The 13,851-nt window shown below is 60.0% G+C and carries 15 protein-coding genes; 9 read left to right on the top strand and 6 right to left on the bottom strand.

Features of this window, described 5'->3' with window-relative positions:
• Positions 1–130 precede the first annotated feature (130 nt).
• Together BVU99_RS21515 and BVU99_RS21520 are read left to right on the top strand one after the other, a co-directional pair.
• On the top strand, positions 131–556 hold the full coding sequence (locus BVU99_RS21515; protein ID WP_023447580.1) for a PAS sensor domain-containing protein: 426 nt from the start codon (positions 131–133) through the stop codon (positions 554–556).
• A 5-nt stretch (positions 557–561) separates the two neighbouring features.
• On the top strand, positions 562–2,085 hold the full coding sequence (locus BVU99_RS21520; RefSeq protein ID WP_099816725.1) for a sulfite reductase flavoprotein subunit alpha: 1,524 nt from the start codon (positions 562–564) through the stop codon (positions 2,083–2,085).
• A 13-nt stretch (positions 2,086–2,098) separates the two neighbouring features.
• Here the strand turns inward: BVU99_RS21520 and BVU99_RS21525 are convergent, their stop codons facing one another.
• Genes BVU99_RS21525 through BVU99_RS21535 form a run of 3 tightly spaced genes read right to left on the bottom strand, consistent with a single transcriptional unit; the run spans position 2,099 to position 4,792 of the window.
• Positions 2,099–3,106, bottom strand: coding sequence for an iron ABC transporter permease (locus tag BVU99_RS21525; protein ID WP_060432641.1), 1,008 nt, complete (start codon positions 3,104–3,106; stop codon positions 2,099–2,101).
• A complete protein-coding gene (locus BVU99_RS21530) occupies positions 3,103–4,059 on the bottom strand; it encodes an ABC transporter substrate-binding protein (protein WP_099816724.1) in 957 nt (318 codons plus the stop codon). The genes BVU99_RS21525 and BVU99_RS21530 overlap by 4 nt, the downstream gene beginning before the upstream one ends.
• 16 nt (positions 4,060–4,075) lie before the next feature.
• Positions 4,076–4,792, bottom strand: a complete 717-nt coding sequence (locus BVU99_RS21535) for an ABC transporter ATP-binding protein (protein WP_049203840.1) — start codon at positions 4,790–4,792, stop codon at positions 4,076–4,078.
• Between the two features lie 600 nt (positions 4,793–5,392).
• On the opposite strand from BVU99_RS21535, the gene BVU99_RS21540 reads away from it, so the two are divergent.
• Complete coding sequence (locus BVU99_RS21540; RefSeq protein ID WP_099816723.1) at positions 5,393–6,244, top strand: DMT family transporter; 852 nt, start codon at positions 5,393–5,395, stop codon at positions 6,242–6,244.
• 54 nt (positions 6,245–6,298) lie between these two features.
• Here the strand turns inward: BVU99_RS21540 and BVU99_RS21545 are convergent, their stop codons facing one another.
• On the bottom strand, positions 6,299–6,889 hold the full coding sequence (locus tag BVU99_RS21545; RefSeq protein WP_019453944.1) for a Yip1 family protein: 591 nt from the start codon (positions 6,887–6,889) through the stop codon (positions 6,299–6,301).
• Positions 6,890–7,094: 205 nt separating this feature from the next.
• On the opposite strand from BVU99_RS21545, the gene BVU99_RS21550 reads away from it, so the two are divergent.
• From BVU99_RS21550 to BVU99_RS21575, 6 genes are all read left to right on the top strand, one after another.
• Positions 7,095–7,562: an acyltransferase gene (locus BVU99_RS21550; protein ID WP_099816722.1), complete on the top strand. Its 468-nt coding sequence runs from the start codon at positions 7,095–7,097 to the stop codon at positions 7,560–7,562.
• Entirely contained in the window at positions 7,562–8,104 is a 543-nt protein-coding gene (locus tag BVU99_RS21555; protein WP_043136785.1) for a GNAT family N-acetyltransferase, read from the top strand. Before BVU99_RS21550 ends, BVU99_RS21555 begins: the two co-directional genes overlap by 1 nt.
• Positions 8,105–8,208: 104 nt before the next feature.
• Positions 8,209–9,060: a DUF1460 domain-containing protein gene (locus BVU99_RS21560; RefSeq protein ID WP_025301964.1), complete on the top strand. Its 852-nt coding sequence runs from the start codon at positions 8,209–8,211 to the stop codon at positions 9,058–9,060.
• Positions 9,061–9,189: 129 nt separating this feature from the next.
• A complete protein-coding gene (locus BVU99_RS21565; RefSeq protein ID WP_049295209.1) occupies positions 9,190–10,002 on the top strand; it encodes a MetQ/NlpA family lipoprotein in 813 nt (270 codons plus the stop codon).
• 152 nt (positions 10,003–10,154) lie between these two features.
• The gene (locus BVU99_RS21570) at positions 10,155–10,604 is read left to right on the top strand and encodes a type II toxin-antitoxin system PemK/MazF family toxin (RefSeq protein WP_049295208.1); all 450 of its coding nucleotides are present in this window, start codon (positions 10,155–10,157) and stop codon (positions 10,602–10,604) included.
• Between the two features lie 508 nt (positions 10,605–11,112).
• Positions 11,113–11,652 carry a GNAT family N-acetyltransferase gene (locus BVU99_RS21575; RefSeq protein WP_025301961.1) on the top strand — a complete coding sequence of 180 codons (540 nt, stop codon included), beginning with the start codon at positions 11,113–11,115 and terminating at the stop codon, positions 11,650–11,652.
• Between the two features lie 229 nt (positions 11,653–11,881).
• Here BVU99_RS21575 and BVU99_RS21580 read toward each other — a convergent pair whose 3' ends face one another.
• Together BVU99_RS21580 and BVU99_RS21585 are read right to left on the bottom strand one after the other, a co-directional pair.
• Complete coding sequence (locus BVU99_RS21580) at positions 11,882–12,802, bottom strand: DUF808 domain-containing protein (protein WP_004939666.1); 921 nt, start codon at positions 12,800–12,802, stop codon at positions 11,882–11,884.
• A 122-nt stretch (positions 12,803–12,924) separates the two neighbouring features.
• Positions 12,925–13,842 carry an AEC family transporter gene (locus BVU99_RS21585; RefSeq protein WP_025301959.1) on the bottom strand — a complete coding sequence of 306 codons (918 nt, stop codon included), beginning with the start codon at positions 13,840–13,842 and terminating at the stop codon, positions 12,925–12,927.
• Positions 13,843–13,851 lie beyond the last annotated feature (9 nt).

Here is a 13,851-nt window from a genome sequence, read left to right on the forward strand (position 1 = left end):
TGCAACTTATAAAATTCCCGATTACCATTCACCCCATCATCGCAAATGAGAATTAATTACAAAGCTGTCATGACGGATACATGACATCCGCCGTGGCATTCACCGCGAAGTTAATGAGAAGGAACCTACCATGAGTCAAACCCTCGATTCCGCCCAGCTGCTGGCCGCGCTCGATAAAGTGATGGTGATCTCCACCACCGATCTGCAGGGCACCATCACCTACGTCAACGATCTTTTTTGTCAGCTGACCGGCTTTTCCCGGGAAGAGCTGGTGGGCCAGCCCCACAGCATCGTGCGCCACCCTTCCGTGCCGAAAGCCGTTTACAAAGCGATGTGGGACACCATCAAGGCGGGCGGTATCTGGACCGGCATCATTCCGAACGTCGGCAAGGGCGGCGTGCTGTACGTGGTCGACACCACGGTGCAGCCGCTGTATGACGCCCAGGGCAATATCGAGGCCTATATCAGCATCCGCCGCGTGATCAACGATCTGATGACCGACTTCGAATCGGTGGAATTCGCCAAAGAACAGTTCGACAACCACTACGACAAGTAACCGCTATGGCCGACATCATCGAACGCATCCTGATTGGTTACGGTTCGGAGTCGGGCAACGCCCGGGCGCTGGCGATGCGCCTGGGCGAGCAAAGCAGCCTGCAACCCTACCGCCCCATGGTTAAAGAACTCAACGCCACCCAGCCCGCCGATGTGGGCGAGCGTGACATCCTGTTGATCGTCTCGAGCTCATTTGGCGACGGCGAACCGCCCGCCAACGCCGAGCGTTTTTCCGACGCGCTGGCGCAATGGCCGGATCCCCCCCGGTTGCGCTACGCCATCTTTGGTCTCGGCGACACCGCGTACCCGCATTTCTGCGGCTTCACGCAGGCGCTGGATGCGCGCCTAACGCAATACGGCGCCCGCGCCATCGTCAATCGCGTCGACGCCGACGTTAACTTCGAACCGTTCTTCACCACCTGGCTGACGACGCTGGGTAAGGTGCTGGCCGGCGATGCCCAGGCGGGTCGCGACTTGCATCTGCGCGTGACCGCCTACGGTGAAGACCATGCGTTCAGCGCCGCCCTCCTCGAACGACGGCCGCTCAGCGCTCGCACGCCGCAAGCCTGGCATCTGCGGCTGAATATCGCCGGAAGCGGCATCGTTTACCGGGCGGGAGATACCGTCTATCTGTTGCCGGAGAACGACGAAGGATTATTGTCCCGGCTGGCAGACTGGCTCGGCAGGCCGGAGGCCGTCGACGCGCTGCGGCGCCGGGAGCTGCGCCAGCTCAGCAAAACGACGCTGCGCGAGCTGGCGCAGTTGGCCGACAGCGAAGAGCTCAAAGGCCTGCTGAAGATCCGTCAGCGCAAAGCCCTGGAGAGTTATCTGTACGGCGCCGATCTGCTGGACGTGCTGCACGATTTTTGCCCGCCGCACGCGATCACGCTGGAGAACCTGTTGGCGCTGCTGCCCGTTTGCCTACCGCGCGCCTACTCCATCGCTTCGGCAACGCGGGAAGAGAGCCTCGATCTGTGCGTTCGCGACGTGCGTTATGAACGCGGCGACCGCACACGGCGCGGCACGGCAACCGGCTGGCTGCTCAAGCATCCCGGTCCTTTCCGTCTTTTCTGCCGCGCCAACCCCGGCTTTTACCTGCCGCGCGACACCGCCTTGCCGGTGCTGCTTATCGGTACCGGTACCGGCATCGCACCGTTGATTGGCTTGCTGCGCGAAATGGCTGCCCAGGGCGAACGGCGTGAAACCGTCCTGATCTTCGGTGAGAAAAGGCGCGATGAAGACTTCCTGTATGGCGAGGAGTTGGTCACGCTGAACGCGACGGGCGTACTCACACGGCTCATCACGGCATTCTCGCGCGACGCCGCCGACAAGTATTACGTGCAACACGCCATCGACGATCGCGCCGATGTCGTCAGCGGCCTGCTGCAGCGGGGCGCGCATGTCTACCTGTGCGGCAATCGTCAGTATCTGGAACATGCCGTGGCGACGGCGCTGGAGCAAGCCTGCGGGGCGGAAAACCTGTGGCAGACGCTGATCGAGCAGCAGCGCCTGCACCTGGAACTCTATTGAGACAGGGCGGTGTTCACCGCTCCGCGCGCAGCAGCAAGGAAACGATGAACGCGCCCCCCAGCCCCGCCGTAATGATGCCGATGGGCAGCTCCTGATGGGGGATCAGGCTGCGGCTGAGCATGTCGCCGCCGGTCAGCAGCATCGCCCCCAGCAGGCCGCACATCGGTACGGACAAGCGATGGCGCACGCCCACCAGGCGCCGGGCCAGATAAGGCACCATCAGCCCGACAAACCCAATCACGCCCGTCAACGAAACGAGAAACGCCGTGGACAGTGCGCAACACAGAAAGGTCTCGGTGCGCAGGCGCGCCACATTGACCCCCATCGAATGGGCGGTTTGCTCGCCCGCCAGCAGCGCATCCAGCGCCCGCCAACGCAGCGCCGTAAACCCGGCCAGCAGCACAAAACTCGCCAGCGGAATGAACAGATTATCCCAACGCGCCAACCCCAGCCCGCCCAGCGACCAGAACAACACCGAACCGGCCGCCCGCTGATCGCCGGAAAACACCAGGTAGCTGGTGAGCGCGCTGAACAAAAACGAGACCGCCAGCCCGCAGACGATCAGTTGCTCGGCGCGCCTGACCCGGCTGACGCGAAACAGGATCATCACCGCCATCGCCGACAAAATACCGCCGGCGAAAGCGGACAGCGGCAACGTCAGCGCGCCCAGCGCATCGCCAAAGCGCGTGATGACCAGCACCGCGCCGGCGGAGGCGCCGGAGGAGAGCCCAAACAAAAAAGGATCGGCCAGCTCATTGCGGGTGGTGGTCTGCAGCAGCGCGCCGGTCATCGCCAGCCCGGCGCCGGTTAACGCCGCCAACAAGGCCCTGGGCACCCGCAGTTGCACGACGATGGTGTCCAGCATGCCGGAAAGCGGCGCCGAACCGAGCCCTAACGCCGCAAACGCCTGCCGCCATGACAACGCGACGCTGCCCAGCTGCAGGCTCCAGATCATTAACCCGCACAATACCGACAGCGCCAGCGGTGCGAGCAGCATAAACCGCCGGGTCGGCGAATTCATTCAGCCTCCGGCGCGTACAGCGCCCGCGCCAGCTTTTCCACCGCGCCGATGTTGGCCGGCCCCGGCGTCAGCTCCGCATACTGCAGTTTCAGATAACGGTGGTGCCGTACGGCGGGGGTCAATTTCATCAACGGGTGAGACTCGAGGAAGCGCCGCAGCGCATCGGCGCCTGACCCGGTCTGGTAATCCAGCAGAATAATGAAGTCGGGCTCGGCCGCCGCCACCGTTTCCCAGGACGCCGTCGTCCAGCTCGCCGGCAAATCGTCCATCACGTTGCGGCCGCCCGCCGCTTCGACGATCGCCGTCGGCATAGCGTATCTGCCGCTGGTGAAAGGCTTCTCCTCCCCCGAGTCATAGACGAACACCTTGAGCGGTGGCTGGCCCGCCGGTCTGGCGGGAAGCGCAGCCAACCGGCGCTGCCAGCCCGTAACCAACGCGGTGGCCTCTTGCTGCTTGCCGAAAATCTTGCCGAGCTTCAGCTCATCGTCATACAGCAGGTTCATATCGGCCTTTTGCGGCCGCCCTCCGGCCTGTACGCAGCTCTCGCTCAGCACCAGCGTTTTGATGCCGAACGGGGCGAGCGTCTCCGGTGTGACGTCACCGCCGATCTTCATGCCGTAATTCCAGCCGGCGAAGAAGAAATCCGGCTGCGCTGCCAGCAGCGTTTCCAGAGCAGGATATTTCGGCGCCAGTTCGGGAATGGCGCCCATCGCGGCCTTGAAGTCGGGCGTCAGTTTGTACCAGCCGGTGATGCCGGTCAGCCCGACAATGCGATCCTGCAAATGGAGCGCAAAGGCCATCTCGGCCATATTGATGTCGTTGATGACGGCGCGTTGCGGCGCCTGGTTGAAGGTGACCGGCGTACCGCAGCTTTCTACGGTGACGGGAAATTTTTCGGCCGCCGCCGCCCCGCCGGCCAGCAGCAGGAGCAGGGGGAATACGCGTGTGTTCATGTTTCTCTCTGGTTTATCAAGCGCAATGGGGAACGTCAAAAATACGCAGCGTTTTCCCGCTGACGGGGTGCGCCACCTTGAAACTGTTCATGCCGAACACCGGCAAAATCACCGGGGTCTGCAACACCGCCTCGGGCGTACCACAGGCTACCTGGCGGCTTTCGTTGAGCACCAGGATCCGATCGGCAAACGCCTCTGCCACGGGCAAATCGTGCAGCACTGCAATCACGGCAATGTCTTTATTTTTCACTAACGACAGCAGCGCCGAGCGCCCGGGCGGATCGAGGTGATTGGTCGGTTCATCCAGCAACAACAGATCGGGAGACTGCGCCAACGCCCGGGCCAGTGCAGCACGCTGACGCTGACCGCCCGAGAGCCGCCCCAACGGGCGGTGCCTGAGCGGCGCCAGCCCGGTTTCCCCGATGGCCTCGTCAACAATGCGCTTTCCCGTCGCAGAGCGTTCGCCATGCGGTAAACGGCCCAACGCCACGTAGTCCTCAACCGACAGCCGCAAATCCGGCAGATCGTTTTGTGCCAGAAAGGCGATGCTTCTGGCGCGTTCCGCCGCCGGCCACTCGGACAAGGCGCGCCCTCGCCAGTAAATGCCGCCGCTGTCCGGCCGCGTTTCGCCGATCAGGGCGCGCAACAGGCTGGACTTGCCGCTGCCGTTAGGGCCGATCACCGCCAGCTTTTCACTGGAACGGAGCGCGAAATGGATGTTGTCGAGTATCAATGCCCCGCCGTGGCCGGTCAGGCTAACGCCATCAACGCGGAGGATGTCGTGAACTGAATTCATTATGCGTCAATTGTTATATTATAACATATCAATATTTTTACCACGATTCCGCGCCTTCTGCAAAAGCGAATCGCAACCTCTTTTGCCGCACGCGCTGCGTGAACTGAGGTAGGGAGCAAGCCGCGCCCCCCTGCTTCAACACTGCGCGGCAAAAGCAACATAGCATACCTTTTAATTAATGATAATGATTTACATTATCATTTAAATCATTGTGATTTCCGATTGCACGCCCCTCTGAACTTGGCTATGTTTGAAGCGATAAGTTTTATTCCCGGTTTGCAGGACCCCCTATGACTCCGTTGGCGCACAGCACAGATCCGACAAACGCGACCGTTCCGGCCGTCGTTTTGCTGTGTGCTTCCTCTGCCCCACCCGCCGTTTCCTCTGTCGTTTCAGCGGTTGCCGCTTACCCGCCACGCATTGTGGTTGTGCGCTAAGCCACACCGACTTTTACCTCCGGCTTATTGATCTGTTGCGTTCAGGCGTAGACCGCCGCGCGCGCCGGAGCCTGTAATTTTCACGTCAGGTGAAATTGATATGCGATTCCCTTCTCTCTGGGCCAATGCCGGCCTGGCTACGCTGTTCGTCCTGCTTTGGAGCAGCGGCGCGATCTTCTCCCGTTGGGGGTTGGAGCACGCCTCCGCCTTCGCTTTTCTGTTCTTCCGCTGCGCCATCGCGCTGGCGGTGCTGTTGGTCATCGGCCTGTGGCAGCGCCAGTGTCTCCCCGCCCCCGGCACCCGCTGGCGCGTCGTGCTGATCGGCGTGCTGATGATCGGCAGCTATCAAATCTGCTATCTGCTGGCGCTGGAACAAGGTATTACGCCCGGCGTGCTGGCGACGCTGCTCGGCGTACAGCCGATCCTCACCCAGTTCATCACCGAGCGGCGTTGCACCGGGCTGCGGGCACTCGGCCTGGCGCTGGCGATGGTCGGGCTGACGCTGGTGGTGTACCAAAGCCTGATGGTGGCCCACTTCTCGCTGAGCGGCATGCTGTTCGCCTTTATCGCGCTGGGCTGCATGACCGCCGGCACCCTGCTGCAAAAAGGCATGACGCAGCCGCCGCTGGCGGTCTTGCCGCTGCAGTATGCCGTCGGATTATTGATGTGTACGCTGGCACTGCCGTTTGAGCCGCTGCGGGTCGAATGGCGGCCGGCGTTCGTGCTGCCGCTGCTGTGGATGGCGGTGGTGATCTCGGTGCTGGCGACGTTCTTGCTGTATCGCCTTATCCAGCGCGGCAATCTGGTGCAGGTGACCAGCCTGTTCTACCTGATCCCGGCGGTCACCGCCCTGCTGGATTACCTGCTGCTCGGCCACGCGCTAGCCGCGCTGAGCCTGCTGGGCATGGCGGGCATCGTGCTCGGCGTGATGCTGGTTTTCCGCCGCGCATAAAAGCAAAAGCCCCCGCGCCGTTCCACCGGCGCGGGGGCAACAACAGCCGTTAACTCAGAACAACCAGGAACCGTACCCCCACAGCAGCACCGTCACCCCAAGCAGCAGCTCGAGCAACAGAATGCCGATGGCGAAGGTCGAGCTGGAGAAGATGAACCCTTCCTTACTGTCGATATTCAGGAAGTGCGGGATCCCCAGATTCAGCAGATAGCCCGAATAGCACAGGCCGATAATGCCGACAAACAGACACAGCCAGACGACCGGATAGAGCGCCACTACCCCGCTGAGGAACATCGGGGTCGCCACGTAGCCGGCGAACACCATGCAGCGGTGCAGGCTGGGGCGCGATTCATAACGCCGCGCCATCCAGTGAATGACTTTCCCCATGGCCGCTACGCCCGCCAGCATCAGCAGGTAGAACGCCACGGCGGTATAAAACGCGGTAAACATGTCGAGCCTGATGGCATGTCCCTCGCCGGAGAGCCAGCCCAACTGGGTGGTGCCGATAAAGGCGCAGACCACCGGGATGGCTGCCAAGAGCAACACGTGATGGGTGTATAGGTGCGAGACGCTTTCATTCTCGCTTTTGATCTGTTCGAACTCGGCGCTGGGATGCGCCAGAAGTCCCCAAACATGACTGACCATGAGACACCTCCTATCTCGCCGTAGGCCGCGATCGGCGAACGAATTTCACACCTCCGACGGACTGCTACCCGTGCGAGGATTGCGGCCACGGGGCTCTCTCCCCTGTACTAATTATAGTCTTTCGGCGAAAAAACGTGCGGAAAGCGCAACGCCGCAGCGCTTTGTCTTATACTCCCACCATAAAAACCAGGCTGCGAGGAAGGTCATGTCATCCGTAATCACCACCCGTCAGGCGGGGATCGTCGACGTCGACGCCGGGCGCAACGTTACCGTTGTCGAGCCCTGCAATCTTTACGGCTGCCGGCTCGGCGACGATGTCTTCGTCGGCCCGTTCGTCGAGATCCAGCGCCACGTCAGCATCGGCGCGCGCAGTAAAATTCAGTCGCACAGCTTTATCTGCGAATACGTCACCCTCGGCGAAGCGTGCTTTGTCGGCCACGGCGTTACCTTCGCCAACGATCTGTTCCGGGACGGCGCGCCCAACGCCGATCCGGCCAGTTGGGGGCGCACGCGCATCGGCGATCGGGTGTCCATCGGCTCCGGCGCCACGATCCTGGCGGTAGAGATCTGCAACGACGCGGTGATCGGCGCCGGGGCGGTGGTGACCCGCGATATCACCCGCAAGGGGATCTACGCCGGCAACCCGGCGCGTCTGCTGCGGGAGCTGCCGTAATGAACCCGGCCATCCGCATCGCGGCCATTGAGGCGTTGCCCGACGATTATCTGGCCCGCGGCGATTTCAGCTTCACCATCGCCTGTTACGCCCTGCCGCAGTTCGACAGCCCGGTGGACAGCTGGCCAACCCGCCCGGTGGCGCCATTTCGCAAACGGTATCCGCTGGCGCCGTTCGCCAACGAAGACAGCGTGACCTTCCTGGCGTATCGTCAGAACGACGCCGTTGGCCATATCACGCTGAGCAAAAACTGGAACGGTTACACCCTGATCGACGAGATCGCCGTCAGCGCTCATGCGCGCCGTCAGGGCATCGCCGGGGCACTGCTGGACTGCGCCAAACGGTGGGCGCGGCAGCAGGAAACCTCAGGTATGATGCTCGAAACGCAGAACAACAATCTGGCGGCCTGCCGCTGTTACCAGCATTACGGGTTTATCCTCGGCGGCATCGACCGTTTGCTGTACCGCGCCGAACCGGAGATCGCCGATCACGAAATCGCGCTGTTCTGGTATTTGCCGTTCAATAGCGAAATCGGTTACTGATTTATCGATTGCCATTGAGGTGATGTTTACTTTTTAACCCCTACCATCGGATGAGAACTGTTATCACTTACTCTGATAAGCCAGCGACACCCATGGAGGGCCGTATGAACAAGAACAAGGCTGTTTTACTGATGTTAGCTATCGCTATGAGCGGATGCGCCGAACGCCCCACCGCCGTCTCCCCCGCGACGCCGCCGACCGACGTCACCGTTTCGCCGCCGGGCGTGCAGCCGGAGATGGACGCCAGCACCCGCAGCAAGCTGCGTGAGATCCTCGCGCTGCGCGCCGGTTGGCCCGCCGCGCAGCCGCATGGTCGCACCGTCGATTTGATTTCGCGCGAGTTTCTCGGCACGCCGTATCTCGCCAACCGTCTGATCGGTTCGCAGAACACGCCCGAGCAGCTGGTGATCGACTTCCGCGGACTGGATTGCTTCACCTACATCGATTATGTGGAAGCGCTCAGCACCGCCCGCAGCGAAGCCGAGTTCGTTCAGCGCCTGGTAGACATTCGCTACGTCGACGGCAACATCGCCTTCCCGCAGCGCAAACACTTCTTCACCGACTGGGCGCAGCGGCCGAAAAAAGTGGCCGAAGACATCACCGCCCAGCTCAGCCCGCACGCCGTCAGCCTCGTGAAAAACCTCAATCAAAAGGCGGACGGCAGCAGCTACCTGCCCGGCTTGCCCAACGTGCAGCGCAGCGTCACCTACATTCCCAGCGACAACGTCGACGACAAGGTGCTGGCCCAGCTGCGCACCGGCGACTACATCGGTATTTACACCAACCTCGCCGGGCTGGACGTGACCCACACCGGCATCTTCGTGATGACCGACCATGGCCCGGTGCTGCGCAACGCCTCCTCGCGCAAGGCCAACATGCAGGTCGTCGACTCACCCTTTATGGATTACGTGATGGCTACGCCGGGCATCGTGGTGCTGCGTTCGCTCAGCCGATAATCACCGCCGCATAACGGCTATAAGCTATAGCCGTTTATGCTGAACGAGCGTTTGACTTCACCGGCGGTTCAGGCTTAGCTGTAAGGACAAAAACCAACTGATTTTATTGTTTTTTTCAGGGAGACTTCGATGACCTTACGCTGGCGTATCACCCCTCTGGCGGCGGCCTTCGCCGCCGTATTGGCGCTTCAGGGCTGCGATCAAAAAACCGACCAAAACCATATCAAAGTCGGCGTCATCAACGGCGCGGAACAGGACGTGGCGGAAGTCGCCAGGCAGGTGGCGAAAGAGAAATACGGGCTGGAGGTCGAGCTGGTCGGCTTCAGCGGTTCGCTGCTGCCGAACGACGCCACCGACAAAGGCGAACTGGACGCCAACGTGTTTCAGCACCGCCCGTTCCTCGAACAGCAAAACAAAGATCACGGCTATAAGCTGGTGGCGGTCGGCAATACCTTCGTGTTCCCGATGGCCGGCTACTCCAAAAAGATAAAATCGCTGAAAGAGCTGCCGGACGGCGCGGTGATCGCCATCCCGCTCGATCCGACCAACCTGGGGCGCGCCCTGCTGCTGCTGGAAAAAACCGGGCTGATTAGCCTGAAGCCTGGCAAAGGGTTGCTGCCCACCGCGCTGGATATCAGCGCCAACCCGCATCATTACCAGATCATGGAGCTGGAAGGTGCGCAGCTGCCGCACGTGTTAGACGATCCGAAAGTCACCGTCGCCGTCATCAGCACCACCTACATCAACCAGACCGGCCTGTCGCCGACCAAAAACGGCATCTTCATCGAGGATAAGGACTCGCCGTACACCAACATCATCGTCACCCGCGAAGACAACAAGGACGCGCCAAACGTACAGAACTTCATCAAGGCCTATGAGTCGGACGAAGTCGCCAAAGCCGCCGAGAAAATCTTCAACGGCGGCGCGGTGAAAGGCTGGTAAATTCGGCCACCATCAAGGCGGATTCTGCGCACGAATCCGCAATATTTCACTTTCATTCCCCGTTTCCTTACGCCACACCTTTCTCTAAAAGCAAAACGCCCGCATGCTCATTCCTCCATAACACGGATTGTTCACAACAAAGGAGTGTATCGATGCCGATCAAATTTGCCCCCAAGGTCGGGGAAATTCTCGAGTGCAACTATGGCAACTATCCCCTATCAGTCTGCCAACCGCATGAAGCCAGCTTTTATGATGGCCACATTCCACCGGAAATGGTGAAGAACCGTTTAGTTGTTGTGTTAAACGGCAAAATTAACGGCAACGCCTGCATTATCGTACCGCTGTCGACCACCAGAGATTCGAACAAGATCGAACGGGGATTGCACATCGAAATTACGCGTGAACTCATCGAAGATATGAGATTCTTTCATCCGCAAACGCGCTGGGCAAAGGGCGATCTGGTGCAGCAAGTCAGCCGCCAACGGCTGAACAGAGCCCGTAAAGAGAGAGGCTTTCTTACCCAGTGTCTGTCGCGCGAGCTTGTTGCTGACATACAACGCGCCGTCATTAAGTCGATCAATGCCAAAAATATGCTGTTCTGACCAGTACGCTGTTGTTGACAAAACAGACAAATCAGGTGAAATTGTCGCCGTAGCCGATAAAGGCCCTTATGCTATACCCTCCCTTTCAGGGACCTGCGAAGCCCAGCCATCCAGCTGGGCTTTTGCCTCTCTGGCGCCTACCGATTTTTAAAACGTCATCTTTTCTTCCCGCTCTTGACCCTTACGTGGCGTCAGGCTTTAGTATCCCGGCACGCACAAGGGAGGAGCTACATATGTTATTGAAAGTCGGCGAACTGGCGCGCCGGATGGGCGTTTCACTGGCGGAAGTCGGGGGCAATTCTGGCGCGTTCAGGGCCGGCGCTTCCGGCGGTGATTGAGCAGTAGATCGCCATGTTGGACCAGCAGTTGGCACAGATCGCCGCATTGTGCGGCTGACAACCCCATAGGTTTTTCTTATCTCACCATAAGAAAACCCGATTTATCCCGGCGGCGAGCGGCGCGCATAATGGCGTTTATCTGCTGATTTCCAAGGTAAACAGGCATTACCATGACGCTCTCCGCTCCCGTACTCAGCCTCCTCGATGCCACGCCGGACGATATGGCCGCCGTGCTGCAAATTTACACTCACCACGTGCTGTACGGTGCCGCCTCGTTTGAAGAACAGCCGCCGACCTTGGCGGAAATGCAGCTGCGGCTAGGCAAGGTGCGGGAAGCCGGGTTGCCCTGGCTGGTGGCGAAAAGCGAAGGCCGTGTTATGGGCTACTGCTATGCCACGCCATATCGCCCCCGGCCGGCCTATCGCTTTACCGTAGAAGACTCGGTGTATATCGCCGAAGGGCAACAGGGGAAAGGCGTCGGCAAGGCGCTGCTGAGCGCGCTGATCGCCCGCTGCGAGCAAGGCCCCTGGCGCCAGATGCTGGCGATCGTCGGCGATTCCGCCGCCAACCACGGCTCGCTGGCGCTACACCAGTCGCTCGGCTTTACCAGCGCCGGAACGTTAAAGGCCGTGGGGTTCAAACTGGGGGAATGGCGTGACACGCAGATTATGCAGCGCGCGCTGGGTGACGGCGACAATCGGCATCCTTGAATGCATGGCGACGCACGATAGGAAGTTAGCGTCTATAGTGAAGAGGGATTTCATTGAGTTAGCGCCAATCGCGCGCGCCATTTAACCGGTAAGGGAGAAGTGAATGAAAATTATTCTGTGGATTGTCGCCATCATCTTCATCGTGGGTTTGTTGACGATTACCGGCGTTCTCAAACTGATCTTTTAATCCGTCTCATACGTCCCGCCCCTTCCGGGGCGAGACTTTTCATCATGCCTTGAAACGCGCGCGTACCGCGCCCAGCGCCGACACCACCGCCAGCACCACGCCGCCGGCCACCAGCCCGAACGCCACGTTCAGCAGTGCCGGAACCACACCCTGCAAAAGATGGCCAAACGTCGGCACCACGGTGGTGTACGAGGCCCAGTCTTCGAACAGGTGATGCACCGGCGGCAGGCCGTGGGTCAGGATGCCGCCGCCGACCATAAACATGGCGACAGTGCCGACGATCGACAGCGTTTTCATCAGATAAGGCGCGGCGCGCACGATGCCGCTGCCGATGGCGCGCGCCAACGCGCTGCCTTTGCGGCTCAGATACAGCCCCAGATCGTCCAGCCGAACGATGCCGGCGACGATGCCGTACACGCCGAGCGTCATCACAACGGCGATGCCGCACAAGACGATCACCTGCTGGCTAAAGGTGGCGCCGGCGACGGTGCCCAAGGTAATGGCGATAATCTCGGCGGACAGCACGAAGTCGGTGCGTATTGCCCCCTTCACCTTGCGCTTCTCATAGGCCGCGGCGTCCTCATTGGCGCCGGGCCCGTCCGATTTTTCCTCCTGCGCCGCCTTGCCGTGGCTCAGGCTGTGAAACACCTTTTCGAACCCTTCGTAACACAGATAGGCGCCGCCCACCATCAGCAGCGGCGTAATCGCCCAGGGCGCGAAGGCGCTGATCAGCAGCGCCAGCGGCACCAGGATCGCCTTGTTGATCAGTGAGCCTTTGGCGACGCTCCACACCACCGGCAGCTCGCGGTCGGCTTTAACGCCGGTGACCTGCTGCGCGTTGAGCGCCAGATCGTCCCCCAGCACCCCGGCGGTTTTTTTCGCCGCCATCTTGCTCATTAACGAGACATCGTCCAGCAACGAGGCAATGTCGTCGATGAGGGTAAGTAAGCTACTTCCTGCCAAAATAATTCATCCTTTTCATATTCACGGGCCATTCTATGTTTAGCATAGCGGTAAAACATCATGAAAGGATATGGGAGGATCTCGGAAAATGCCGGGCGGGCGATTGCCGCCCGGCGCCGGCGTTAAAGCGCTACGCTGCCCAGGATGAAAGTGACGGTAATCACCGACAGCAGCGTCGTCCAGGTGATGATGGAGGCCATCGCTTCATGATCGCCCCCCATTTGCCGCGCCAGGATATAGGCGTTGCCGGCGCAAGGCACGGCGGAGTAGAGAATGGCGATGCTGGCCGGCACGCCGGTGGCGCCGAAATAGTGCACCAGCGCAATGGTAATCAGCGGCATGGCCACCAGTTTCAGCACGGTCGCATAAGAGATGGAAACCAGCTTGCGAATATGCATGCTGACGATCAACCCTGCGCCGACCGACATCAGGCTCAGCGGCGTGGCGGCGTTGGAGAGATAAACGAACAGCTGTTTAAGCGCGCCGGTGATGTGCAGGTTGCACAGGTTCATCAGCACCCCGAACAACGCGCCGATGATCAGCGGGTTTTTCGTCAGCGCCAGCAGCGCGCCGCTCAGGCTTTTCTTGCTGCCGGTGCCGTAATGGTTCATCACCAACACGCTCATGATGTTGGTCAGAATGATCATATAGGCCACGAAGAAACCGGACAGCGCCACCCCCTCGCTGCCGAACAGCGATTGCGACAGCGCGATGAATACATAAGAGTTATATCTGACTCCGCCCTGAAAAATGGAGGTAAACAGATCGGCCGACGTATTGAAAAACAGTTTGCCAACGAAAATAATCAACGCGATGGCCAGCGTGGAAACTATGGTCGCCACAACGGGATAAAAGCTGTCCGCGCCGCTAAAATCCGCCTCGCTGATATCCAATATCAACAGCGCCGGAAAAAACAGGTAATAAACGAATTTGTCTGAAAAGCCCCAAAATACGGCAACGTCTTTAACATAGAGTTTTGACAAATAGCCCAGCACGATTAACAAAAAAATCGGCAATATAGAAAGAAAAACGTTCAGCATGAATAATAA

Source organism: Serratia sp. OLAL2 (assembly GCF_002752475.1).
In the GTDB taxonomy this organism is placed as follows: Bacteria; Pseudomonadota; Gammaproteobacteria; order Enterobacterales; family Enterobacteriaceae; genus Serratia; species Serratia bockelmannii.